Origin of the sequence: Cupriavidus campinensis, from assembly GCF_905397395.1 — a bacterium.
GTDB classification, from domain to species: Bacteria; Pseudomonadota; Gammaproteobacteria; order Burkholderiales; family Burkholderiaceae; genus Cupriavidus; species Cupriavidus campinensis.
The window spans coordinates 12,321-36,412 of the sequence record NZ_CAJPVH010000033.1; the positions used below are offsets into that span (position 1 = coordinate 12,321).

Annotated in this window: 22 protein-coding genes and 1 pseudogene; 12 read left to right on the top strand and 11 right to left on the bottom strand. The window is 67.2% G+C overall.

Annotated features, from left to right (window positions below):
- Positions 1 to 21: 21 nt before the first annotated feature.
- From KHO18_RS17835 to KHO18_RS17845, 3 genes are all read right to left on the bottom strand, one after another.
- Entirely contained in the window at positions 22 to 630 is a 609-nt protein-coding gene (locus KHO18_RS17835) for a barstar family protein (protein ID WP_144201396.1), read from the bottom strand.
- Positions 627 to 1,022, bottom strand: coding sequence for a guanyl-specific ribonuclease (locus KHO18_RS17840; RefSeq protein WP_144201472.1), 396 nt, complete (start codon positions 1,020 to 1,022; stop codon positions 627 to 629). The genes KHO18_RS17835 and KHO18_RS17840 overlap by 4 nt, the downstream gene beginning before the upstream one ends.
- Before the next feature lie 359 nt (positions 1,023 to 1,381).
- Positions 1,382 to 3,706: an NADP-dependent malic enzyme gene (locus tag KHO18_RS17845; RefSeq protein WP_144201394.1), complete on the bottom strand. Its 2,325-nt coding sequence runs from the start codon at positions 3,704 to 3,706 to the stop codon at positions 1,382 to 1,384.
- Positions 3,707 to 3,938: 232 nt separating this feature from the next.
- Between KHO18_RS17845 and thiL the strand changes: the two genes are divergently transcribed.
- The 3 genes from thiL (at position 3,939) to KHO18_RS17860 (ending at position 6,121) form a co-directional block, all read left to right on the top strand.
- Positions 3,939 to 4,916, top strand: coding sequence for a thiamine-phosphate kinase (gene thiL, locus KHO18_RS17850; protein ID WP_144201392.1), 978 nt, complete (start codon positions 3,939 to 3,941; stop codon positions 4,914 to 4,916).
- Between the two features lie 99 nt (positions 4,917 to 5,015).
- On the top strand, positions 5,016 to 5,588 hold the full coding sequence (locus KHO18_RS17855; RefSeq protein ID WP_211943645.1) for a phosphatidylglycerophosphatase A family protein: 573 nt from the start codon (positions 5,016 to 5,018) through the stop codon (positions 5,586 to 5,588).
- A 35-nt stretch (positions 5,589 to 5,623) separates the two neighbouring features.
- Positions 5,624 to 6,121 carry a CinA family protein gene (locus KHO18_RS17860; protein ID WP_144201388.1) on the top strand — a complete coding sequence of 166 codons (498 nt, stop codon included), beginning with the start codon at positions 5,624 to 5,626 and terminating at the stop codon, positions 6,119 to 6,121.
- A gap of 27 nt (positions 6,122 to 6,148) precedes the next feature.
- Here the strand turns inward: KHO18_RS17860 and pyrF are convergent, their stop codons facing one another.
- The gene (gene pyrF / locus KHO18_RS17865) at positions 6,149 to 6,967 is read right to left on the bottom strand and encodes an orotidine-5'-phosphate decarboxylase (protein WP_144201386.1); all 819 of its coding nucleotides are present in this window, start codon (positions 6,965 to 6,967) and stop codon (positions 6,149 to 6,151) included.
- Between the two features lie 218 nt (positions 6,968 to 7,185).
- Here pyrF and KHO18_RS17870 point away from each other — a divergent pair, with 218 nt between their 5' ends.
- Both KHO18_RS17870 and corA read left to right on the top strand, forming a co-directional pair.
- Positions 7,186 to 8,070 carry a DMT family transporter gene (locus KHO18_RS17870; RefSeq protein ID WP_144201384.1) on the top strand — a complete coding sequence of 295 codons (885 nt, stop codon included), beginning with the start codon at positions 7,186 to 7,188 and terminating at the stop codon, positions 8,068 to 8,070.
- Positions 8,071 to 8,666: 596 nt separating this feature from the next.
- Entirely contained in the window at positions 8,667 to 9,629 is a 963-nt protein-coding gene (gene corA / locus KHO18_RS17875; RefSeq protein WP_092298717.1) for a magnesium/cobalt transporter CorA, read from the top strand.
- 30 nt (positions 9,630 to 9,659) lie between these two features.
- On the opposite strand, the gene mtgA is transcribed toward corA, so the two are convergent.
- The 7 genes and pseudogenes from mtgA to mpl all read right to left on the bottom strand — a co-directional run bounded on the left by mtgA (position 9,660) and on the right by mpl (position 17,272).
- The gene (gene mtgA / locus KHO18_RS17880) at positions 9,660 to 10,361 is read right to left on the bottom strand and encodes a monofunctional biosynthetic peptidoglycan transglycosylase (RefSeq protein WP_144201470.1); all 702 of its coding nucleotides are present in this window, start codon (positions 10,359 to 10,361) and stop codon (positions 9,660 to 9,662) included.
- A 71-nt stretch (positions 10,362 to 10,432) separates the two neighbouring features.
- Complete coding sequence (gene aroE / locus KHO18_RS17885) at positions 10,433 to 11,332, bottom strand: shikimate dehydrogenase (RefSeq protein WP_144201381.1); 900 nt, start codon at positions 11,330 to 11,332, stop codon at positions 10,433 to 10,435.
- Positions 11,332 to 12,261 carry an energy transducer TonB family protein gene (locus KHO18_RS17890; RefSeq protein ID WP_144201379.1) on the bottom strand — a complete coding sequence of 310 codons (930 nt, stop codon included), beginning with the start codon at positions 12,259 to 12,261 and terminating at the stop codon, positions 11,332 to 11,334. The genes aroE and KHO18_RS17890 overlap by 1 nt, the downstream gene beginning before the upstream one ends.
- Before the next feature lie 125 nt (positions 12,262 to 12,386).
- Positions 12,387 to 14,513 carry a ribonuclease catalytic domain-containing protein gene (locus KHO18_RS17895; RefSeq protein WP_211943646.1) on the bottom strand — a complete coding sequence of 709 codons (2,127 nt, stop codon included), beginning with the start codon at positions 14,511 to 14,513 and terminating at the stop codon, positions 12,387 to 12,389.
- Positions 14,514 to 14,681: 168 nt separating this feature from the next.
- A pseudogene (locus tag KHO18_RS17900) lies at positions 14,682 to 15,254 on the bottom strand (chorismate--pyruvate lyase family protein); the annotation flags it as partial.
- On the bottom strand, positions 15,251 to 15,874 hold the full coding sequence (locus KHO18_RS17905) for a YqiA/YcfP family alpha/beta fold hydrolase (protein ID WP_211943647.1): 624 nt from the start codon (positions 15,872 to 15,874) through the stop codon (positions 15,251 to 15,253). The gene KHO18_RS17905 and the pseudogene KHO18_RS17900, both read right to left, overlap by 4 nt.
- A 24-nt stretch (positions 15,875 to 15,898) precedes the next feature.
- Positions 15,899 to 17,272: a UDP-N-acetylmuramate:L-alanyl-gamma-D-glutamyl-meso-diaminopimelate ligase gene (gene mpl, locus KHO18_RS17910; protein ID WP_144201371.1), complete on the bottom strand. Its 1,374-nt coding sequence runs from the start codon at positions 17,270 to 17,272 to the stop codon at positions 15,899 to 15,901.
- Positions 17,273 to 17,405: 133 nt separating this feature from the next.
- Between mpl and KHO18_RS17915 the strand changes: the two genes are divergently transcribed.
- The 7 genes from KHO18_RS17915 to KHO18_RS17945 all read left to right on the top strand — a co-directional run bounded on the left by KHO18_RS17915 (position 17,406) and on the right by KHO18_RS17945 (position 24,086).
- On the top strand, positions 17,406 to 18,098 hold the full coding sequence (locus KHO18_RS17915) for a UDP-N-acetylmuramate--alanine ligase (RefSeq protein WP_144201369.1): 693 nt from the start codon (positions 17,406 to 17,408) through the stop codon (positions 18,096 to 18,098).
- Positions 18,099 to 18,135: 37 nt separating this feature from the next.
- Positions 18,136 to 18,690, top strand: coding sequence for a TlpA family protein disulfide reductase (locus tag KHO18_RS17920; protein ID WP_144201367.1), 555 nt, complete (start codon positions 18,136 to 18,138; stop codon positions 18,688 to 18,690).
- A 212-nt stretch (positions 18,691 to 18,902) separates the two neighbouring features.
- Complete coding sequence (gene aroQ, locus KHO18_RS17925) at positions 18,903 to 19,388, top strand: type II 3-dehydroquinate dehydratase (RefSeq protein ID WP_144201365.1); 486 nt, start codon at positions 18,903 to 18,905, stop codon at positions 19,386 to 19,388.
- A gap of 141 nt (positions 19,389 to 19,529) precedes the next feature.
- Positions 19,530 to 19,988, top strand: coding sequence for an acetyl-CoA carboxylase biotin carboxyl carrier protein (gene accB, locus KHO18_RS17930; RefSeq protein ID WP_144201363.1), 459 nt, complete (start codon positions 19,530 to 19,532; stop codon positions 19,986 to 19,988).
- Positions 19,989 to 20,183: 195 nt separating this feature from the next.
- Positions 20,184 to 21,551, top strand: coding sequence for an acetyl-CoA carboxylase biotin carboxylase subunit (accC, locus tag KHO18_RS17935; protein WP_144201361.1), 1,368 nt, complete (start codon positions 20,184 to 20,186; stop codon positions 21,549 to 21,551).
- Positions 21,552 to 21,590: 39 nt separating this feature from the next.
- Positions 21,591 to 22,514, top strand: coding sequence for a 50S ribosomal protein L11 methyltransferase (gene prmA, locus KHO18_RS17940; protein WP_144201359.1), 924 nt, complete (start codon positions 21,591 to 21,593; stop codon positions 22,512 to 22,514).
- Positions 22,515 to 22,523: 9 nt separating this feature from the next.
- A complete protein-coding gene (locus KHO18_RS17945) occupies positions 22,524 to 24,086 on the top strand; it encodes a DUF3426 domain-containing protein (protein WP_144201357.1) in 1,563 nt (520 codons plus the stop codon).
- Positions 24,087 to 24,092: the final 6 nt, after the last annotated feature.

The window sequence follows — 24,092 nt, forward strand, 5'->3', positions numbered from 1 at the left end:
TTTCTTATTCAGCAGGCAGATTCAGGCGAACGAGTAGAACACCCGGAACTGGACCTTGCGCTCGGCCCAGAATTCGGCCGCGTCGCGGAAGACGTCGAGCAGCACCTCGCGCCCTTCCTTGTCGAATTTCTGCGCAATCGGCAGCCCTTCCAGCACGATCACGAAGCCCGGCTGCGGGCCGGCCTTGTAGATCATGTCAGTCAGGCAATCAGACAGCGCATCGAAATTCTTGCCGAAATGCTTCGGGAAAGTGAATTCCGTGGCTATCGTCTCGAGGATTTCCGCCTTGCTCGCGCAATGGGCGCAATTGGCGTACAGGAAATGCTGGTTCAGCGCGGCGGCCGCGTGGGCCAGCTCAGGCACGCGGAACGCGCGAATCGACTGGACGATGTTCGGACGCACCGTCTTGAACAGGTTCATGGCTCCCTCGCTGGTGCCGTCGTCGGCCCAGGTCACCATGGCGGGCGCGCATGCGGGCGGAAGTCTGTGCGTGAGCTCCTGGCGGGGCATCATGAGCACGTTGTCATAAAGGTTCTGGGCCTGATGGTGGGCCCGTTGCCAGCCATCTCCGGCGCCGCGCTCCTCGCGGGCGGCAAGGGCGTCGCCCAATCCGAAAATGTCAGTCATCATTTGGTTATCCGTTTGAAACTGTTGTAGTGGTCTTCCGTGTAATAGCAGTCGTTGGCGGCGCGCTGATCCCCACCACAAACGATCCGCCTGGCTCCCCGATTCCGGCTTTTGCTGTTGCTGTTCTTGACGGTGTATTCGCGGTAATACCCGCGCGGCTGCTGCGGCAGGATGCGTTCGTAATTGCCGAACCGCGAACCATCCTTGTCGAACGGGAACGGCCCGCCGGACTCGATGCGCTCCAACGTCTGGCGCGCATCGTTGGGCAACTGCTGCGTGGCGATGGTTCCCGCCATGCCGTCGATGCTGGCGCCCAGATCCTGCGTCGCCTGCCGTGCCACCGCAACCTGCGCACCGGTGGCGATGGCCACCGACAGCACCGCGCCCGCCAACACATGGCCCAGGCGTCGTGCCAGGCTCAGGGACTGCCAAAGTGACTGCCGCTGCGTCTGGTTCGGGGAAATCCTGGATCCCACGTTATCGAAATATTGGTTGGACGGTCATTCCGGCGCGCGAAACCTGCTCGCGGGCACCGGCGCGCCCGGGACGAGCGCCTGCATTCAAAGGCGTAAGGTTACGCGCATGTCCACCAATAATCAATCCCTGCGCGCCGTCGCGCCGGAAATCCTCAATTGTTTCAATATGTTATTTGGATGTGTGCGCATACTAACCTTGCATGCGACGCCCCGAACGGGCGCATGAAAAAAGCCGGGCGAGCCCGGCTTTCCGCATACCACGTGGCAAATACCCGACTTCAGCGCTTGGCCGCCGCGTCCACCACGACCAGCGAGGTCATGTTGACGATACGTCGCACCGTGGCCGACGGCGTCAGGATGTGCACCGGCGCCTTCACGCCCAGCAGGATCGGGCCGATGGCCACATTGTTGCCCGCCGCCACCTTGAGCAGGTTGTACGAGATGTTGGCCGCGTCGATGTTCGGACACACCAGCAGGTTGGCCTCGCCCACCAGTGCGCCATCCGGCACCAGCGAATCACGCAGCTTCTGGTCGAGCGCGCTGTCGCCGTGCATCTCGCCATCCACCTCGAGCTCCGGCGCGCGTTCGCGCAGGATGGCGAGCGTCTCGCGCATCTTGCGGGCCGAAGGCGCCTCGGACGTACCGAAGTTCGAATGCGACAGCAGGCCCACCTTCGGCTCGATGCCGAAGCGCTTGAGCTCCTCAGCCGCCATCATCGTGATCTCGGCCAGCTCGTCGGCGGTCGGGTCGATGTTGACGTGGGTGTCCACCAGGAAGATCTGGCGGCCCGGCAGGACCAGCCCGTTCATGGCCGCGTAGACCTTGTTCGTGCCACCCAGCACCTGGTCGATGTAGCGCAGGTGCGCGGCCGTGGTGCTGACCGTGCCGCAGATCATGCCATCGGCCTCGCCCTTCTTGACCAGCATGGCGCCGATCAGCGTCGTACGGCGGCGCATCTCCAGCTTGGCGTACTGCTGGGTGATGCCCTCGCGCGCCATCATCTTGTAATAGCTTTCCGAATAATCCCGGAAACGCTCGTCGTGCTCGGGGTTGACCACGGTGAAGTCCACGCCCATGCGCAGGCGCAGGCCGAAACGCTCGATGCGGTGCGTCAGCACAGCCGGACGGCCGATCAGGATCGGGTTGGCCAGCTTTTCGTCGACGATGACCTGCACCGCGCGCAGCACGCGCTCTTCCTCGCCCTCGGCGAAGACGATGCGCTTCTTCTCCATCTCCACCTTGCGCGCCGCCGCGTAGATCGGCTTCATCAGCGTGCCCGAGTGGTAGACGAACTGCTGGAGCTGGAGGCGGTAGGCGTCCATGTCCTCGATCGGGCGCGCGGCCACGCCGGACTTGGCGGCGGCCTCGGCCACGGCCGGGGCGATCTTGACGATCAGGCGCGGATCGAACGGCTTCGGGATCAGGTATTCCGGACCGAAGGACAGGTCCTGGATGCCGTAGGCCGTTGCCACGATGTCGCTCTGCTCCTGGCGTGCCAGTTCGGCCACGGCGTGGGCGGCGGCCACTTCCATTTCACGCGTGATCGTCGTGGCGCCGCAATCGAGCGCGCCACGGAAGATGAACGGGAAGCAGAGGACGTTGTTGACCTGGTTCGGATAGTCGGTACGGCCCGTGGCGATCACGGCGTCCGGACGCACTTCCTTGACCAGTTCCGGCATGATTTCCGGGTTCGGATTGGCGAGTGCCAGCACCAGCGGCTTGTCGGCCATGCGCTGGACCATGTCCTGCTTCAGCACGCCGGCGGCGGACAGGCCCAGGAAGATGTCGGCGCCATCGATGACCTCCGCCAGCTTGCGCTTGTCGGTCTTCTGCGAGAAACGCGCCTTCTCCGGGTCCATCAGCTCGGTACGGCCTTCATAGACCACGCCGACCAGATCGGTCACCCAGATGTTCTCGATGGGCAGGCCCAGGTCCACCAGCAGGTCCAGGCAGGCCAGCGCGGCCGCGCCGGCGCCCGAGGCGACCAGCTTGACCTCGGAGATGTCCTTGCCTACCACCTTCAGGCCATTGATGACCGCCGCGCCCACCACGATGGCGGTGCCGTGCTGGTCATCGTGGAAGACGGGAATCTTCATCCGCTCGCGCAGCGTGCGCTCCACGTAGAAGCATTCCGGCGCCTTGATGTCCTCGAGGTTGATGCCGCCGAAGGTCGGCTCGAGCGAGGCGATGATGTCGACCAGCTTCTGGGGGTCTTTTTCGTCGATTTCGATGTCAAACACATCGATCCCGGCGAATTTCTTGAACAGGCCGGCCTTGCCTTCCATGACCGGCTTCGAGGCTGCGGCGCCGATGTCGCCCAGGCCCAGCACGGCCGTGCCGTTGGTAATCACGGCAACGAGGTTGCCACGCGCGGTGTAGCGGAAGGAATTGGCCGGATCGGCAACGATCTCCTCGCAAGCGGCGGCAACGCCCGGCGAATAGGCCAGGGCCAGGTCGCGCTGGTTCGAGAGCGGCTTGGTCGGGGTGACGGAAATCTTGCCCGGGGTCGGAAACTCGTGATATTCGAGCGCGGCCTTGCGCAGCGCCTCACGCTGCTGTTGTTTCAGATCGTCTTGGGACGGGGACTGCTGAGGACTGGTCATCTGCGCATCTTCCGATCGGTGGAGCCGCACTGAAATTCGCGGAAAACCGAGCGGGCCGGCTCCACGTACCCGCTGTCTCTGCTTTTTGAACTGCGCATTTTATATTGTGAAATATTATTTCACAATAAGCGTTTTGCGCGGGGCAGCTTTGCGTTTCGGTACAATATGCCGCATGCCGAAGGGCTTGACCACCGGTAATCTCCTCGGCTTTTTCGCCAAACGCCCATCCCCCATGCCGGACCCCGCCAGCGCCCCGCTTTCCGAATTCGACCTGATTCGCCAGTTCTTCACCCGGCCAGTGCACAAGGCCGCGTTGGGCGTGGGCGACGATTGCGCGCTGATCGACGGCCGTCCGGGCCATCAGCTGGCCATCAGCACCGACATGCTGGTCAGCGGTCGCCATTTCTTCCCCGATGTGCCTCCGCGTGCGCTCGGCCATAAGGCATTGGCGGTCAATCTCTCCGATCTCGCCGCGATGGGCGCCGAACCACGCGCCTTCACGCTCGCGCTGGCCTTGCCCGAGGCGGACCCCGCCTGGCTGGCCGAACTGGCCGCCGGCATGCTGGTGCTGGCCGATGCCCACGGCTGCGAACTGATCGGCGGCGATACGACCAAGGGGCCGCTCACGCTGTCCATCACCGTGTTCGGCGATGTGCCCGGCCGTCAGGCGCTGCGCCGCGACGCCGCGCGCCCCGGCGACGATATCTGGATCTCCGGCACCCTCGGCGATGCCCGCCTTGCGCTGGGCGACTGCCGCGGTGAATGGCTGCTGCCCGAGCCGGATTTCACAATCATCCGGCCGCGCATGGACACCCCCACTCCGCGCGTGGCGCTGGGCATGGCGCTGCGTGGCATCGCCCATGCCGCGCTCGATATTTCGGACGGGCTGATCGGCGACCTCGGCCATATCCTCACGCGCTCGGCAGTGGGCGCGATCATCGACGTGGACGCGTTGCCGCGCTCCGAAGTGCTCGGCGCCCAGCCGCTGGCGCGCCAGCGCGAATGCGTGCTGGCCGGCGGCGATGACTATGAGCTGTGCTTCACGGCGCCCGCCGGCGCGCGCGAAGCCATCGCCGGCATCTCCCGGCAACTCGGCCTGCCGCTTACGCGTGCCGGCAACATCACTCCGGAGCCAGGCCTGCGCCTGGTGGACCGCGACGGCAACCCCTACGCCTTCGGCGGCGCCGCGTTCGACCACTTCGCTTCCTGACACTTCGCCCGTGACCCATGTCATGATGCCGCCATGCGCACGGCGGGAGCCACCGCCGCGCGCCACATTACAAAAGCAAGACAGACGAGCCAACTCCTGATGTCCGCCTATCCTCCCGGGGCCGCGCCGCGCGACCCTGTTTCCCCCGTCACGCTGGAAGCGGGACAAACCGCGCGCGTCACGCGCCCCACCGCCCGCTTCATGCTCGGCCATCCCGCGCGCGCCATCGCGCTCGGCTTCGGCTCGGGGCTGTCGCCGGTCAGCCCGGGCACGGTCGGCACGTTGTACGGCTGGCTGTCGTTCGTCGTGATTTCGATGTGGATCGAACCGTCCACGTGGCTCTGGATCATCGCCGGCGGTTTCCTCGTCGGCATCTGGGCGTGCATGCGCACCGCGCGCGACATGGGCGTGTACGACCATGGCAGCATGGTCTGGGACGAAATCGTGGCGTTCTGGCTGGTGCTGCTGTTCGTCACCCCCACCGGCTTCTGGGGCCAGTTCGCGGCGTTCCTGTGGTTCCGCCTGTTCGACATCGCCAAACCGGCGCCCATCGCCTACTACGACCGCACGCTCAAGGGCCCCGGCCTGCTCGGCGCGTTTGGCGTGATGTTCGACGACATCTTCGCGGCCTTCTACACCCTGCTCGTATTCGCGCTCTGGCGCTCGCTCTGAGCGGGCATCGCATCGTCTAATAAGGATTCGCCGATATGTCCGTCAGTCGCCTGCTTGACCAGCTCGCCATCCAGGCCGGTTCCGTCCTTGCGGAACATTCGCTGATGCTTGCCACGGCGGAATCGTGCACCGGCGGCCTCGTCGCGGCCGCGATCACCGATGTGGCCGGGTCGTCCGGCTGGTTCGAGCGCGGCTTCGTCACGTATTCCAACGAAGCCAAGTCCACCATGCTGGGGGTGCCGGCGAAGCTGATCCGCGATCACGGCGCGGTCAGCGAGGAAGTGGCCCACGCCATGGCCGAGGGCGCGCTGCTGAACAGCCGCGCGCAGGTGTCGCTGGCGATTACCGGCGTGGCCGGCCCGGGCGGCGGCACTGCCGACAAGCCCGTCGGCATGGTCTGCTTTGGCTGGAGCAACCGCGTCACCACGCTGACCGGGACGCAGCGGTTCAAGGGCGATCGCGCCCAGATCCGCCGCCAGGCTGCCGAGCACGCCATGCGCGGCCTGCTCGAACTGATCCGAAACGAGCAGTAAGCCGCCCGTTTCGGCCGCTGTCACGGTTTATCCGTGACGATAGCGGTTGATGGTCTCGCGCGTCTGCAACGCCACATTCCGGGCGGCCTTGGCGAAATCCTTGTCACGGCTCGCGTACAGGATGGCGCGCGAGGAATTGATCATCATGCCGGTGCCGTCGGCGGTACGGCCGGCCTTCACGGTCGCCTCGATGTCTCCGCCCTGCGCGCCAATGCCCGGGATCAGCAGCGGCATGTCCCCCACGATCTGGCGCACCTTGGCGATCTCATTGGGGAACGTCGCCCCCACCACCAGCCCCATCTGCCCGTTGGTGTTCCAGCGTTCGCGCGCGGCCTCGGCCACCACCTGGTAGAGCGGCTTGCCGTCCACCTGCAGGAACTGCACGTCCGAGCCGCCCGGGTTCGAGGTCCGGCACAGCACGATCACCCCACGGCCCGGATAGGCCAGGTAGGGCGACATCGAATCGAACCCCATGTACGGGCTGACCGTGACCGCATCGGCGCGGTAGCGCTCGAACGCCTCCAGGGCATAGTGCTCGGCCGTGGAGCCGATGTCGCCGCGCTTGGCGTCCAGGATCACCGGAATCCCCGGGTGGGCGTCGTGGATGTACTCGATCAGTTGCTCGAGCTGGTCCTCGGCGCGCTGCGAATGGAAATAGGCGATCTGCGGCTTGAAGGCGCAGACCAGGTCGGCCGTGGCGTCGACGATCTCGCGGCAGAACGAGAAGATCGCGCCGCCCGTGCTGGTCAGGGACAGCGGCAGCTTGGCCGGGTCCGGATCGAGTCCGACGCACAGCAGGGAATCGTTACGCTGCCATGCGGCGGACAGCTGCTCGGTGAAAGTCATGGGATGCTCGATATGGGTAAGGCCCCGGGGGCCGGACGTTATCCAAGGATAACGCGGCGGCGCGCCGGCTGGTTGTCGCGGGGCGCCGCCAGCGCGGTCCGGCGCACGATATATGGCGTTGGCGCAATTTTACCCGTTGCGTGCTATCGTTTTCGGGTTTTGCGCTTCCGCTTAATAAGAGCGACCCCGCCACGTCGCCAAATCCCGTCTCGCCTCCCATGTCCCTTGATCGCCGCGGTCTCGTCCTGCTCATCATCCTCACACTCGCCTGGGGCATCAACTGGCCCATCATGAAAGTGGGCGTGGCCCATTTCCCGGCCATGGGCTTCCGGCTGCTCTGCATGGCCGGCGGGCTGGTGGCGCTGGGGCTGGCGCTGAAGCTGCGCGGGGAGTCCCTCCACGTGCCGCGCGCCAGCTGGCCGATGGTGATCAAGCTGGCCATCCCGAACATGGTGATCTGGCACCTGTTCGCGATCTGCGCGGTCAAGATGCTGTCCTCGGGCCGCGCGGCCATCCTCGGCTACACCATGCCGATCTGGGCCGTGGTCTGGGGGCTGGTGCTGTTCCGGGACCGCATCGCCCTGTCCGCCTGGGTCGGCATTGCCTGCGCGCTGGCCGGCACGGTGCTGCTGCTCTCGGGCGAGATCGCTGCGCTGACCGGCAGCCCGGCCGGCACCCTGCTGATGCTGGTGGCGGCAGCCGGCTGGGGGCTGGGCACCCAGCTGATGAAGCGGACCCAGGTGGATATTCCCATCGGCGCGCTCACCTTCTGGATGCTGGCCATCACCCTGCCCTTCCTTGGCCTTGGCACGCTGCTGCTGGAGTCGGGCTGGCGCATGCCCACCGCCGTGGAATGGGGCGCCATCGCCTACAACGCGGTGGTGGTCTTTGCCTACTGCCACCTGGTCTGGTTCGCGCTGGCGCGCAGCCTGCCGCCGGTGGTGTCCAGCCTGTCGATCATGTTCATCCCCGTGGTGGGGGTCTTCTCGGGCATGTGGCTGCTCGGCGAGACGCCGCACTGGCAGGACTACGCGGCCATCTTGCTGATGTTCGCGGCGCTGTCTTCGGTGATGCTGGCCCCGCTGCTGCGCCGCCGCCTTTGAGCCGGCCTTTGAGCCGGCCAATTAGCCGGCCTATTAGCCGGCCCATAAGCTGGCCCATAAGCCGGACCCATAAGCCAGCCTGTAAGCCAAACGTAGGCCGGCGTTCGCGGCGCGCAACGGGCGCCGCGCGGGATGAGATTTCGCTTAACAAGCCCCCCTGCGTTGGATTACACTCGCGGCCATCAGAATCCCGGAGAAAGTACGTGGGCAGTAGCATCGGGTGTTCGAGTTGCCGCGGTCGTGCCGCGACATCGTCGGATGCCATGTCACTGCGGGCTGCGTAACGACGATCCGCGGGGCCCTGCCCTTGCTTATCGCCGTCCTTGCCCGCAGACACCTGCGGGTGAGTGTCTTTCCGTTTCCCCCTGCGGCGGTCGCCCTGACTGCCGTGTCGCGCTTCGGAGCTTCCCTCTCCCGGCCAGCCAGCCAAACCCAGGCAAACGCCATCGCCTTGCCCGCGCGCCGCTTTGTTGCGGCCGCCCGCAGCGCGATCACGCTTGCCCGTGGCCGCGCCATGGTCACCCGGCTGGCTTGCCTTGCCTGCGCCTGTCTTCGATGCATCGACAACCGCGCCATCAGTAACAAGGAACCCAGGGATGATCAACCTGTTCGTCCTGCAGAAAGGCCGGCTTGCCCAGGAGCAGGTCGACGAGCGCAATGAGCTGCTGCAGCACAAGCCCATCTGGATCGACGTCGTCAGCCCCGACGACGAGGAGCTGGCATGGATCAAGGAAGCCTATAACGTCGTCCTGCCGGAACTCGAGGACCTCGGTGACCTGGAGGCGTCAGCCCGGTATTTCGAGGGCGAGGACGAGAACATCCACATCCGCACCGACTTCCTGCTGGCCGAGGACGAGGCGTCGCGCAACGTGCGCGTGGCCTTCGTGCTCACGCGCGACGTGCTGTTCTCCATCCACGACGAGGATCTGCCGGTGTTCCGGCTGGTGCGCCTGCGCGCGCGCATGCGGCCGGGTTCGGTGCGCAACGCCAAGGACGTGCTGATGGACCTGTACGCCACCGACGCCGAGTACTCCGCCGACTCCATCGAAGAGATCTACGAGCGGCTGGAGGAAGCCAGCCGCCGGGTGCTGGCCGAGAACGTGACCGATGCCGCCGCCGCCGACGTGCTGGAAACCATCGCGCGCGAGGAAGATTTGAACGGCCGCATCCGCCGTAACGTCATGGATACGCGCCGCGCGGTATCGTTCCTGATGCGCAGCCAGTTGCTGTCCGCCGAGCAGCAGGACGAGGCCCGCCAGATCCTGCGCGACATCGACTCCATCGAGAACCACACCGCGTTCCTGTTCGACAAGATCAACTTCCTGATGGACGCGACGGTCGGCTTCATCAACATCAACCAGAACAAGATCATCAAGCTGTTCTCGGTGGTGTCGGTGGCGCTGATGCCACCGACGCTGATCGCGAGCATCTACGGGATGAACTTCAAGCTGATGCCGGAGCTGGACTGGGCCGCCGGCTACCCGTGGGCCATCGCGCTGATGGCTGTGTCGGCGGCGATTCCGCTGATCTACTTCCGCCGCAAGGGCTGGCTGAGCTGAGGGCGGCACCAGCGCCCATTGCCGGACACCCTAGTCCGGCAGCGTGGCCGCGCCCATGCGGCGCGCGATGATCGACGCCTTGACGCGGAAGTTGACGTGCACGTTGGCGCAATATGTCTTCTTGTCGAAGCATTTCGGCGCCGGCAGCGCCGCCGCGAGGCGCGCGGCCTGCCCGACGCCTAGCTTGGCGGCCGAGGTGTGGAAGTAGTGCTGGGCGGCGGCCTCGGCACCGAAGACGCCCTCGCCCCACTCCACCGAATTCAGGTAAATCTCAAAGATCCGCTGCTTGTCGAGCCAGAACTCGAGCATCCACGTGATGGCCAGCTCCTGGCCCTTGCGCAGGTAGTGCTGCTCGGGCGCCAGGAACAGGTTCTTGGCCAGCTGCTGGGTGATGGTCGACCCGCCGCGCACGATGCGCCCGCGCTGCTTGTTGCGCTCCCAGGCGGTCAGCATCGCGTCGAGGTCGTAGCCGGGATGATTGACGAAATCCGCGTCCTCGCTGGCGATGACCGCGCGCTTCAGGTGCCGCGAGATGTCGTCGTAGCGCACCCACTCGCGCTCGACCCCGCAACTCCAGAAATTCACGCCGCAGAGCCGCCAGCGCTCGGCGCGCAGGAAGGTCGTGGACGACGGGTTCACGACCTGCCACGCGGCAATCTGGAGGAAGAAGTACAGCTGCATGGCCAGCACGCCCGCCACCAGGCAGCCGGCCAGATAGCCGAGCCAGCGCAGCGGATTGGCCGCGCTGCCGGCGCGCGCCGGCGATCGGGAGGAGGTCCGCTGGCGCGCCAAGCCGGGTGGCCTCAGCGGGCGGCTTCGGCCTGGAGCCCGGCTCGCAATTCAGCGAGAACAGGGACGGTGTTGGGCCGCACGCCGCGCCAGTTGTAGAACGCCTCGGCGGCCTGCTCCACGAGCATGCCCAGGCCGTCGCTGGTGCGCGCGCCGCACTGGGCGGCGTAGGCCAGGAACACGGTCGGCCGGGCGCCGTACATCATGTCGTAGGCCAGCACGCCCTCGCCCAGCAGGTACTCGGGCACGGGCGGCACTTCGCCCTGGAGGCTGCTCGACGAGGCGTTGATCACTACGTCGCAGCGCTCCTCCTCGCTCAGGGCGGACAGCGCGTCGAGCCCGCCGCCCCACAGTTCCACGTTGTACTGGTCGGCGGCCTCGACGAATTCCTCGAGCATGTCGCTCGCCCGGGAAGCGGTGCGATTGGCCACCACGATCCGCGCCGGACGGCACTCGATCAGCGGCAGCATCGCCCCCATGGCCGCGCCACCGGCGCCGAGCAGCAGGATGCGCTTGTCTTCCAGCAGCACGTCCAGGTTGTCCTGGATGTCGCGGACCAGACCCACGCCGTCGGTGTTGTCGCCATGGATCAGGCCGTCCTCGATCCACATCGTGTTGACCGCGCCCGCGGCCTCGGCGCGCGGGGTCAGGCGGTCCGCCAGGTCATACGCTTCCAGCTTGAACGGGGTGGTCACGTTGAAGCCGTGGCCACCTTCGGCCAGGAAACGGCGCACCGTGTCGGCGAAGGCGCCGAGCGGCGCCTCCAGGCGGTCGTACTGCACGGCCTCGCCGGTCTGGCGTGCGAAGGCGGCGTGGATGGCCGGCGAGCGGCTGTGCGAAACAGGGTTGCCCACCACCACGTAGCGGTCTGGCTGCACGGGCGGGTTAGGCTGGGAAGTCGGGTCTGTGGTCATCAACGGGGTTGCAGGCGGACGTCGAGCCCGCTCCGCGTGAACTTGAACGTGGAAATGACTTCCAGGATGTCCTGGCGCTGTTGCATTTCCGGGGTAAAGGCGCCGAACGGCGCGGCGGCGCGCACGATGGCCACGGCCTGGCGGTCCAGCGCGGGGTCGCCCGAACTCTTGGCCACGTCGATGGACTCGACGTTGTAGCCGTCGCGGTTATAGCCGAGCTTGCCGAGCCGGTTGACGTTGATCACCAGGATCAGCTGGCCGTACAGCGGCTTGCCGTTGCGCTGGGGGAAATCGCTCGTGCCGCGCGTTTCGATCTTGCGGCGCAGGCGGTCGTAATACTGGGCGTAGTCCACGCCCTGGGCGCTGGTCGCGGTCAGCTGCATGCGCTTGGGGCGCTTGGCGTACTGCTCCAGGTTGCGGCCGATCTCGGCCTCCAGCCGCGCCATCTCGGTCACGGAGGTGCGGTCGTCCTGGCCGCGCGTGGGGGCCGGCTGCTGCTGTTCGCCCGGCTTCACGGGCTGGCTGCGCACGCTCGGCGCGGCCTCGCGCGATTGCGTCATCAGCCGGCGCTGCTCTTCTTCCAGTTGCTCGATGCGGCGCTGCGTCAGCCGCATCAGGTCGCCATCCTTGGACTCGGTCTGCGCCGGCAGCGGCGTGGTGGCGCGCTGGGCGTCATGGTCGCCGCCGCCGTCCAGGTTGGCCTGGGCCAGCACCGTCGGGTCGCGCGGCCGCTCGGCGGACTTGGAATTGACCAGCACCACGTCAAGCTGCGGATCGGACCGCTTGATCTCGAAGACCTCGGGCGCGGCAATCCGCACCATCAGGAGCAGCGCGTGAATGACCACCGACACGGCCAGCGCCTTGGCCAGCGTGCCGCTGGAATGCCACCACTGCAGGGGATGGCGGGGAGCAACAAGAACGGCGTTCACGATGGCGGCGGGCGGAGAGTCCGGGCAGGGCAGACAGTAAAGACGAAGGGCGGCCACCCCACCGCAGGCGGGGTTGGCCGGATCAGACTTCGATTGTAAGGGAGCGGATTGCTTTTCCGAAGGGGTCAGGCCGCCGGGCCAGCCCCGGTGTCGCGTGGCGCCGACGCCTCGTCGTCCGAAGCGGGCTCGGCATCCTCCCCGGCCGGGGTTTCCTGGCCTGCCGTACCCCCCTCGGCAGCCGCTTCCGCCGCATCTTCGGCCGCCGCCTCTGCGGCTGCCTCGGCCGACACTTCCGCCGCTTCCTCGTCGGTTTCCAGTTCCTCCTCGGGAACCTCGCCCTCGCCGGCAAAGACCTCAAGCACGCGGCACGACACTTCCAGCGAAATCTCGTCCGTCGAGGCAATCTCGAGCAGCACCTGGGTGCCCCGGGCCGCCTGCGCCAGTTCCGGCACGCGCGTCACCAGCGGAATCTCGGTAAAGCGCACCGCGCCTTCCTTGAGCACCGTCGCCATCAGCTTCTCGCGGCCTTCCTGGGCCAGCCAGCGCAGGCACCAGTAGCGTTCCATGGTGGACTGGTGCTCGGCATACGCCGCATAGGTGCCTTCGAAGTCCGCCACGGCAGCCAGCAGGTCGGCATCCTTGGGCTTGAACGGCGCCACCAGCTTGGCCGTGACGCCATGCTGCGCCACCGCCAGGATCTGCCACTGGTTCACCAGATCGACGTAGCGGCGCAGCGGCGAGGTGCTCCACGCGTACTGCGCCACGCCCAGCCCCTCGTGCGGCGCCGGGTAGGTCTGCATCCGCGTGCGGTGCATGCCCCACGCCTTCTGGGTGCGATAGATGCCCGGCACGCCGTGGTCGGCCAGCAGCTTGCCCCACGTGCTGTTGGCCAGGATCATCAACTCGGCCACGATCTTGTCCAGCGGGGAGCCCCGGCGGCGCTGCTCGATGCGCACGCGCTCGGCGCCGCCTTCGAGTTGATCGATATAGAAGTTGTAGTCGGCCCGGTTGTGCGACTCCGGCCGCAGCCCGCTGGCAAGGCGCGCGCGCTGGCGCTCGTCGTGCAGATGGTTGGCCAGGTGGAACAGGTGCGTCAGCGCGGCCCGGAACGGGTAGTCGCCGGTGCCGTTGGCCAGCGCGGCCTCGGTCACCACGTCCTCGAGCAGGTTGTGGCGCAGGTTGGCGGCAATCGGCACGCGCTCGGCGCGGGTCTCGCTGGCGGTGATGGCGATGCCGTCCGGCGTGTTCGGGTCCACCGTCACATACAGCGACAGCGCCGGGCAGGTGCGCCCTTCCTGGAGCGTGTAGCGCTCCACGATGGGGTCCGGCAGCATGGTGATCTTGTCGCCCGGGAAGTACACCGTGGACAGGCGCTGGCGCGCGATGGCGTCGAGCGCATCGCCACGCTTGATGCCCAGCGCCGGCGCGGCGATGTGGATGCCCACGCGCAGCTTGCCGCCATCGAGTTCGGTGACGGACAGCGCATCGTCGATCTCGGTGGTCGTCACATCGTCGATCGAGAACGCCTGCACGTCGGCCAGCGGCAGGTCGCCGCCCGGCTCGGGCACGTCCACGTCCGGGAAGCCGGTGCCCTTCGGGAAGCATTCGGAGAGGAACTTGGCCTCGTGCAGCGCGCGCGGGCTGGACACGCCGCCCACGGCCACCATCAGCCGCATCGGCGTCATGCCGAGCGCCGTGCAGGCGGCATCCATCGCCTTGAATTCGAGGCTGTTCTTGTCCGGCTTGAACAGCAGTTGCAGCACCTTGCCCCGGAACGCGTCCGGCAGCGTCAGCGCCTTGAGCTGGTCTTCATAGCCGGCCTGCACCAGCGCCTGCTGCTTCTTGCGTTCGACGGCGGCCAGCGCGGCCTGCAGCTGGTCTTCCGGCGCGCGCAGGTAGCGGCCACGGCCCTTGCGGCGGAAGTAGACCGGATTGCCATGCAGCGCCATGGCCAGCGCGGCCTGCTGCACCGGGCCGGCATCTGCGCCGTAGTATTCGGCGGCCAGCTCGGCAAAGCCGAATTCCTCGGCCGGCGCGCATTCCCAGAGGAAGTCGAGGTCGATGTCGGCGGTCAGGTCGCCGGTCTGCCGCACCATTTCGATTGCCGACGGCTGGGCAAACTGCAGCAGCACGTCGCGCGCCTTCACCTTGGTGCGCTTGCCTGCCGGCAACTCCACCTGGTAGGCCTCACCCTGCTGGGCGAGCACGGTGCCGGCGCGAATTTCGCCGCCTTCTTCAAACAGCAACTGCATGGATCGGTACTTTCAGAAATGCCGGGCGCCGTCGCAGCGTGAGCGTGGGAGCGGGTTTCCGGGCAGAGTCGACGGACCGCCCGTGATGGATGGGCGCCGTGGGCCGCCATAAGGCAATGGTTCCGGCAGATGTGGCCGGTCGGACTCGGGATGATACCGCACCGCCGCCGGCGCGGGCCGTTGCAGCAGGTCGGGCAGGAAGACCTCGGTCACCAGCATGGCACCGCCGCCGCGCCGGAACACCGAGCGCCGCGCGGGCAGCATCGGCACGTCCCGCATGGCCGGCACCACGCGGGCCAGGGCCTGCCGCAGCGGATGGTCCGGATGCAACCGCGCGAACTGGAACGGCTCGCGCCGCACGCGCGGATCGACGAACAGCGCGCCGCCCAGCGGGCGCTCCCCCAGCCCGCGCAGGAACGGCCAGTCGCGCGGGGCATGATGCGGATCGACGATGCTATGGGCGAAGATGGCTGGTATATCGTCGCAGATGAGCAGCACTTCGCGCGTGATAGCCGGCACCGGGCGGATCAGGCCGATGGCCTGCCATTCATCGGCAAACGGCCGTTGGAGCGACTGGGCCAGCCGCTTGACACGGAACTGCGCGGAAGCGGCCATCAGCCGGGCGGTGAGCGAGCCCTCGCCAATCACCCAGCGGCGCAGGTTGGAGGGGATGTCGGCGTCGAACGGCAAATGCGCCCGCCACGCGCCGGTGCGCGGCGTCCGGTACAGCGCATCGCTCATGCCAGGTCCGGCCGGGAGGCGGAGGCGGGCAGCTTGCCGCCGGGACCATAGCCGCAGAAGGCGAGCACGTCGTCCACGTAGTCTTCGAACTCGCTGATACCGTGGTCGCTGCCTTCGATGATGCGGATGTTGGCGCCGGGGCAGGCCTGGACCATCTCGCGGTAGTCGAGCACCTCGTCGCCCGTGGCAGCCAGCAGGTAATAGCGCGCCGGTTTAGTGACCTGTTCGACACGCAAGTCGAGCAATTCCTGAAGGTGGCTACGCTCCACCACCACCGACCCGCCGCCGTGATACAGCGGCTGCTCGCCGAGATACTTCTCCAGATCGGTCCATGGATGGATCGCCGGATTGAGCAGCACCGCGCGGCAGCCATGGCGCTCGGCCAGCCAGCGCGCGTAGAAACCGCCCAGCGACGAACCGATGATGGCGATGTCCGTCTCGCCCCCGGCGCGGGCGCCCCGGATGGCGGCCTCGGCCTGGGCAATGGCCTGCGCCGGCGAGACATTGAGCGTGGGGCAGGCAAAGGACTTCTCCACGCCCCAGGCGCGCATCCGCTCCTGCACAAGCCGCGACTTGAACGATTGCGGCGAGGAGCGGAAACCGTGCAGATACAGCAGCATCGTCGGACCCTTGTCGATTCTTGATCAGGCGGCGAGCGCGTCGAGCAGCTTCTGATGCACGCCGCCGAATCCGCCATTGCTCATCACGAGCACATGGTCGCCGGGGCGGGCTGCGGCCGTGACAGCCGCGACCAGTTCGCCCAGTTCCTGATAAGCGGCAGCCTTGTCGCCAAGTGGCGCCAACGCCTCACCGAGGTTCCAGCCCAGCGCGTCCTTGCCCGACGGCGCGCCGTAGCCGAACACGAGATCGGCGCCTTCCAGGCTGGCCGGCAGTTGCGCGGCCATGACGCCGAGCTTCATCGTATTGGAGCGCGGCTCCAGCACCGCCAGGATGCGGGCGTTGCCCACCCGGCGGCGCAGGCCTTCGAGCGTGGTCTGGATGGCCGTGGGATGGTGCGCGAAGTCGTCATAGACCGTGATGCCGTTAGCCACGCCGCGCACCTCCATGCGGCGCTTGACGTTGGCAAAACGGCCCAGCGACTCGATCGCCTGTGCCGGCGGCACGCCCACGTGGCGGGCGGCGGCGATGGCGGCAATCGCGTTCATGCGGTTGTGGGTGCCTTGCAAGTCCCATACGACCGTGCCCTGCACCGCATCGCCGAACCAGACATCGAAGGCATCCTTGCCCGCCGGGGCGGGTGTCTGCGCATCGCTCTCTTTCCAGTCGCCCACGCCAAACTGCTCCACCTCGCTCCAGCAGCCGCGCTCCAGCACACGTGCCAGCGCCGGCTCCACGCCGTTCACGAGGATGCGGCCCTGACCCGGCACGGTACGCACCAGATGATGGAATTGCGTCTCGATGGCAGCAAGATCCGGGAAGATGTCGGCGTGATCGAACTCAAGGTTGTTCAGGATGGCCGTGCGGGGGCGGTAGTGGACGAACTTGCTGCGCTTGTCGAAGAAGGCGGTGTCGTATTCGTCCGCTTCGATGACGAAGAAGTCAGATGGCGTCAGTCGCGCGGAGATACCGAAATTCTGCGGCACGCCGCCGACCAGGAAGCCCGGGTTGTAGCCGGCGTCCTCGAGAATCCAGGACAACATCGACGTGGTGGTCGTCTTGCCGTGCGTACCGGCCACGGCCAGCACCCACTTGCCATTGAGCACGTGCTCGCCCAGCCATTGCGGGCCGGAGACGTACGGCAGGTTGCGGTCGAGAATGGCCTCCATCAACGGATTGCCGCGCGAGACCACGTTGCCGATCACGAACAGGTCCGGCTCCAGCGAGAGCTGCGACGGGTCGAAGCCTTCGATCAGGTCGATGCCCTGGGCTTCCAGCTGGGTGCTCATGGGCGGGTAGACGTTGGCGTCGCAGCCGGTCACGCGGTGACCCGCCTGCCGGGCGAGGACCGCAAGGCCGCCCATGAAAGTACCGCAGATGCCGAGGATGTGAATATGCATGGGATGCGTCGGGGGGAGATGGCTTGCGCCCGGGCGCCGGGCGGGATAGCGATCGATTGTACCCGAGCCCTCCGCCCCGACTGCGACACCTCGCCCCGGCACCACGACCAAGCAAGCGGCGTATCATCGCGGCATGTCCAGACGCAACATCCCCGACCCAACCCGCGTACGCGAGGAAATCGCCCAGGCCGCGGCCCGCATGATCGCCGAGGACGGTGCCGACTACGCCACCGCCAAGCGCAAGGCCGCCAGGCAGTTGCTCGGCGATATGCGCGTTGCGGGAGAATGGCTGCCCGATAACGACATGATCGAGGAAGAAGTCCGCGCGTACCAGGCACTGTTCCATGCGGACAGCCAGCCGCGCATCCTCGCGCTACTGCGCCGGCTGGCCGTGCTGGCAATGGAGGATCTGGCCAGTTTCCGGCCCTATCTGGTCGGCGCGGTGCTCAACGGCACGGCCACCGAGCATTCCGATGTCTATCTGCAATGCTTCTGTGACAGTCCCAAGGACGTCGCCCTGCATCTGCTGAACGCCGGCGTGGACTTCGACACCAGCGAAAGCCGGCACTTCGCCGGCCGGAGCGACGTGGAGACGCTGAGCTTCCTGTGGCGCGGCCAATGGCCGGCGGCGCGGGAATGCCGCACGCTGGCTGGCGAGGTCCGCGCGGAACTCGGCGCGCCGGTCGGCATTCATATTGCGCTGTACGATGCCATCGACGAGCGCGGCGCCGTGCGGGCGGATGCCAGCGGGCGCGTCGCGCGTGCCGACCTGGCCGCGGTGCGCGCCCTGAGCACCGCCGAGCCCGCCGAACCGCCCGGGCCCTGATCCTCCGATTCCTCTCTCTATATAGATACCGCCCCAGATGACCGCCTCCGCACCCGGCTCCACCCCCATCCGCCGCTCCCGCCTGGGCCTGTGGCTCGTCGTTGCCATCGTGGCTGCCGCTGGCGGCGCCATCGTCGGTCATTTCGCGCTATCTCCCAAGCCGGTGGCCGACCAGGCCGTCGAGACCTTCTTCCAGACCAGGCTGCCGGACCCCGCCGGGGCGGAACTGGACCTGTCCAAACTGCGCGGCAAGACCCTGGTGGTGAACTTCTGGGCCCCGTGGTGCGGCCCGTGCGTGGAAGAAATGCCCGAGCTGACCGCCTTGCATGGCGAATATGCCCAGCGCAACGTGGAATTCGTGGGCATCGGCATCGATTCGGCCAGCAACATCCAGCAGTTCCTCAAGAAGGTGCCAGTGGCCTATCCGCTGGCCGTGGCCGGCTTCGCAGGCACCGAGTTGTCGCGCAGTTTCGGCAACGCGCAGGGTGGCCTGCCCTATACCGTGGTCATCAATCCCGACGGATCGGTGAAATATCGCAAGATGGGCCGCGTGCACGCCGAGGAACTGCGCAAGGTGCTACCCGGCGCGTGAAATCGGGCTTCTGGGCCGAAACACGGCCCAACTGCCCGGGATCTCCGGCCAATGGGGTGATTTCCACCCCGATCTGACCGCTGGAACACCAAAATCCGTGAGAACACTCTGAAAAGCGTCCGCCACGCCACGTGGCCTTGTATCGCACGCTAGACAAATCCCTCTAAGCTACGGTAATCTCCGCGCAATTTCGTTGATCTGGTCGAGCTACCGTGTCTTCAACTCCCGCCGCCAACGGCGCTGCACGCTACCGGAAGGTGCTGGTCCTGCATGGACCGAACCTCAATCTGCTGGGCACGCGCGAGCCGCAGACGTACGGGCACACGACGCTCGCCGATATCAACGATGCGCTGGCAAAACGCGCCGCCACGGCTGGCCTGGATCTTGATACGTTCCAGTCCAACCATGAAGGGGCGCTGGTGGATCGTATCCAGGCGGCACGCGGCGAGGGGGTGGACTTCATCCTCATCAACCCGGCGGCCTATACGCACACCAGCGTGGCGCTGCGCGATGCCCTGGCCGGCGTGGCGATCCCGTTCGTGGAAATACATCTGTCGAACGTGCATCGCCGCGAACCGTTCCGTCATCACTCGTATTTCTCGGATCAGGCCGTGGGCGTGATCTGCGGCCTGGGCTGGCAGGGTTACCTGCTGGCGCTGGAATACGTGCTGGGACAGACGGCGGCCCCGGGCAGTTGAAGGCTGCCCGCGCGCCGGCACAGCATCAGGAATGCCCGGACCCTGCCACGCGGCCAGCGCGGCAGACCAATCAATGACTCACCGCCGCCGTCTCCTTCCCGCGGAAGGAGACCGGACAACCCGATTCTGGAGGATAAGAAGATGGACCTGCGCAAGCTGAAGACGCTGATCGACCTGGTGGCCGAATCCGGCATCTCGGAACTGGAAGTCACCGAAGGTGACGGCAAGGTACGCATCGTCAAGGCGCCGCCCCAGGTGATCGCCGCCCCGATGGCCATGCCCCAGATGCAGGCCCTGCCGGGCGCTGCCCCCGTCGCCCCGGTGGCGCCGGCCGCTGCCGCGCCGGAAGCCGCCCAGGTGCCGTCGGGCCACGTGGTCACCTCGCCGATGGTGGGCACGTTCTACCGCGCGCCGTCGCCGGGCGCCGCTCCGTTCGTGAACGTGGGCGACACCGTCAAGGAAGGCCAGACCGTCTGCATCATCGAGGCCATGAAGCTGCTCAACGAAATCGAGTGCGACAAGGCCGGCGTAATCAAGGAAATCCTGGTCGAGAACGGCCAGGCCGTGGAATACGGCCAACCGCTGTTCGTGATCGGCTGATGCCAGCCTGCCCGCCGCGCCCCCGTCGCCCGCGCCCCAGCGGCCCCGGCACGGGGACCGGGGCGGGCCTGCATCGCCCCTGCTCCCCCATGCTTGGCATGCTTCAGGCCGCCGCGTGGCGCCCTGCTTTGCAACACCGGCCCCGCGCCGGGGCCCGACTTGCCGGGCTGGCACCCGTTCTCGCAGAGAGAGACCATGTTTGAAAAAATTCTGATCGCGAACCGGGGCGAAATCGCCCTTCGCATCCAGCGCGCCTGCCGCGAGCTGGGTATCAAGACCGTGGTGGTGTACTCGGAAGCCGACAAGGAGGCCAAGTACGTCAAGCTGGCCGACGAGGCCGTCTGTATCGGCCCGGCGCCGTCCCCGCTGTCGTACCTGAACATGCCGGCCATCATCTCGGCCGCCGAAGTCACCGACGCCCAGGCCATCCACCCGGGCTATGGCTTCCTGTCCGAGAACGCCGACTTCGCCGAGCGCGTGGAGAAGTCGGGCTTCGTCTTCATCGGCCCGACCTCGGACAGCATCCGCCTGATGGGCGACAAGGTGTCCGCCAAGCAGGCCATGATCAAGTCCGGCGTGCCGTGCGTGCCGGGCTCCGAAGGCGCCCTGCCCGACGACCCCAAGGAAATCCTGGCCACCGCGCGCCGCGTGGGCTATCCGGTCATCATCAAGGCCGCCGGCGGCGGCGGTGGCCGTGGCATGCGCGTGGTGCACACCGAGGCCGCCCTGATCAACGCCGTCAACATGACGCGCGAGGAAGCCGGCCGTGCCTTCGGCAACCCCGAGGTCTACATGGAGAAGTTCCTGGAGAATCCGCGCCACGTGGAAATCCAGATCCTGGCAGACCAGCATCGGCAAGCCATCTGGCTGGGCGAGCGTGACTGCTCGATGCAGCGCCGCCACCAGAAAGTGATCGAGGAAGCACCGGCACCGCACATCCCGCGCCGCCTGATCGAGCGCATCGGCGACCGCTGCGCCGATGCCTGCAAGAAGATCGGCTACCGGGGCGCCGGCACGTTCGAGTTCCTGTACGAGAACAACGAGTTCTACTTCATTGAGATGAACACGCGCGTGCAGGTGGAGCACCCGGTCACCGAGATGATCACGGGCATCGACATCGTGCAGGAACAGATCCGCATCGCCTACGGCGAGAAGCTGCGCTTCCGCCAGAAGGACGTGCAGATCCAGGGCCACGCCCTCGAATGCCGGATCAACGCCGAGGACCCGTTCAAGTTCACGCCGTCGCCGGGCCGCATCACCGCCTGGCACATGCCGGGCGGCCCCGGCGTGCGGGTGGACTCGCACGCGTATGATGGCTACTTCGTGCCGCCGAACTACGATTCGATGATCGGCAAGATCATCACGTACGGCGCCACGCGTGACCAGGCCATCGCCCGCATGCGCATCGCGCTGTCGGAGATGGTGGTGGACGGCATCCTGACCAATGTGCCGCTGCACCGCGAACTGATGCTCGATGCCAACTTCGTCGAAGGCGGCACCAGCATCCATTATCTTGAACACCGCCTGGCCCAGAAGGCCGTGGCCAAAGGCGAGAAGGCCTGAGGCCCCGCCTCGGCCGGCATCGTCGCAGCAAGGAATCACGTGGCTTTCCAGGAATGTGTGATCGAAATTGCGCAGGATCAGGCCGAGGCCTGGTCCGACGCATTGTTCGACCTCGGCGCGCTGTCGGTCTCGGTGGAAGACGCCGATGCCGACACGCCCGATGAGCAGCCGCTGTTCGGCGAGCCCGGGCTCGAGCCGACGCGGCTGGCCTGGAACCGCTCGCGCGTGGTGGCCCTGTTCGACGACGAGACCGACCCGGCGCTCGTGGTGGCTGCGGCCGCCAACGCGCTGAACGTCGATCCGGTGCCGGACTACGTGCTGCGCGCGGTGGAAGACCAGGACTGGGTGCGCCTGACGCAATCGCAGTTCGCGCCGATCCGCATTGGCGAACGGATCTGGGTGGTGCCATCGTGGCACGACGCCCCGGAGCCGGACGCCGTGGTGCTGGAGCTGGACCCCGGCCTGGCCTTCGGCACAGGCAGCCATCCGACCACGCGGCTGTGCATGCAGTGGCTCGAGCAGAACGTGCGGGCCGGCGAAACCGTGCTCGACTACGGCTGCGGCTCGGGCATCCTGGCCATCGTCGCCAAGAAGCTCGGTGCGGGCGATACGCTCGGCATCGACATCGATCCGAATGCCGTGGAGGCGTCGCGCTATAACGCCGAACGCAACCAGGTGGCGGCCACCTTCGCGCTGCCGGATTCCGTATCTGATGCCACCTACGATCTCGTGGTGGCCAATATCCTCTCCAATCCACTCAAGCTGATGGCGGCCATGCTCAGTGCGCGCGTGCGCCCGGGCGGCCGGCTGATCCTCTCGGGCGTGCTGGAACGGCAGGCGGACGAAGTGGCCGCCGCCTACGCGCCCTGGCTGGCCATGTCGGTCTGGCGCAGCGAGGAAGGCTGGGTCTGCCTGCATGGCACCCGCGCCGACGCCGCCAGCTCCCCCGCCACCCCTTCCTGATTCGACACCATGGCTGCCGCCAAGCTTGTCACGCGTTGTCCGGCCTGCCGCACCGCGTTCCGGCTTGTGGCGGACCAGTTGCGTCTGCGCCAGGGCCTGGTCCGCTGCGGACAGTGCGATACCGTCTTCGACGCACGCGAACACCTGATTGAAGTGCCGGTACCGGCCGCTGCGCCCACGGCGTCTGCCGCGTCGACACCAGCGCCGGTGCCGACCACGGCCGGCCCGAGCGTGGCCGCCGCGCTGGCCCATGCCGAGCAGGCGCAGGCCAGCGCGCGCGCGCATGCACAGGAGTCGCCGTTCGACCCGGGCTTCGATCCCGGCTATGACGTGCCGGCGCTCGATTCGCCGACGATGATGATGCCGGAGGCCGAGCAGCCGCCGGTACGGGAAGAGCCAGCACCCGAGGTGCCGCCGGCGCCGCAGCCGGAAGTAGAACTGGGTCTGGCGCCGGAACATGAGCGGGAAGCCGAGCCGGAGCCGGCGGTGGAGCCGGAACCTGAGCCCGAACCCGAGGCGGAAGTTGCGCCCGGACCCGAGCCGGAACCTGAACCCGAACCGGAGTCGGAGCCCATAGAGGCAGCGGCGGCACCCGCCCCCTCGGCACCGTGGCCGACCCTCGATCATTCGGCCTTCGGCGACCCGGTGCCGGCCTCGCCAGCACCCGCCCCGGCCGTGCCGGCGCACTCGTCACTCGACCCCGCAGCAGCATTCGCGCCGGCCTCGGCCAGCCCACCGCCGTTAGGCGCGTACAGCGCCAAGGCTGCGTGGCCGCCGGTGCCAGCATCGAACCCGCCCGCCAACACCGAGCCGGTACGCAGCGCGAGCGAATACCTGCGTGCCGCCGATCCCACCGTGGCGCCGGCCGAGGAATTCGCGCGCGATAACGACGACGTTGCCGCATGGGCCAGTGCCGATGCGATCGATACGTCGCGTGAAGGCACGCCGGATGCCATCGCACGCGAATCCACCACGCGCCACTGGATCCGCCGCGAAGTGCCGCCGGGCCCCGTCTTCGCCCCTGATTTCCTGCGCCACGCGCGCGACCGCGAACGCTCGCGCGCGCCGCGCGCCAAGGTGGTCGTGCCGGTCAGCAGGCGCGTCTGGGTACGCATCGCCGTGGTGCTGCTGGCCATCGGCGCGCTGCTGCAGGGCGCTTATCTCGGCCGCAGCCAGCTGGCTGGCCGTGTGCCAGTGCTGCGCCCGCTGCTTGAGGCCGCCTGCGCGCCACTTGGCTGCGAGGTGCCGCCCTGGCGCGACCTCGAAGCGCTGCGCATCGACAGCTCCCAGCTTCAGAAACAAGACGAAGCGACCGATGTTTACCAACTCGCCGTCACCATGCGGAACCAGGGCCGCGCCACCACCGCGCTGCCCGCGATCGAACTGGTGATGACCGACCTGCAAGACCAGCTGCTGCTGCGCCGCGTGCTGCAACCGGCCGAATACCTCGAGCCCGCGCAGCGCGCCTTCGCCACGCTGGGCCTGCGCGCGGGCAGCGAGCTGCCGGTTCGGGTACGATTCCGGACAGACCAGACAGCGGCCAACTACCGCGTGCTGATCTTCTACCCCTGATATCCA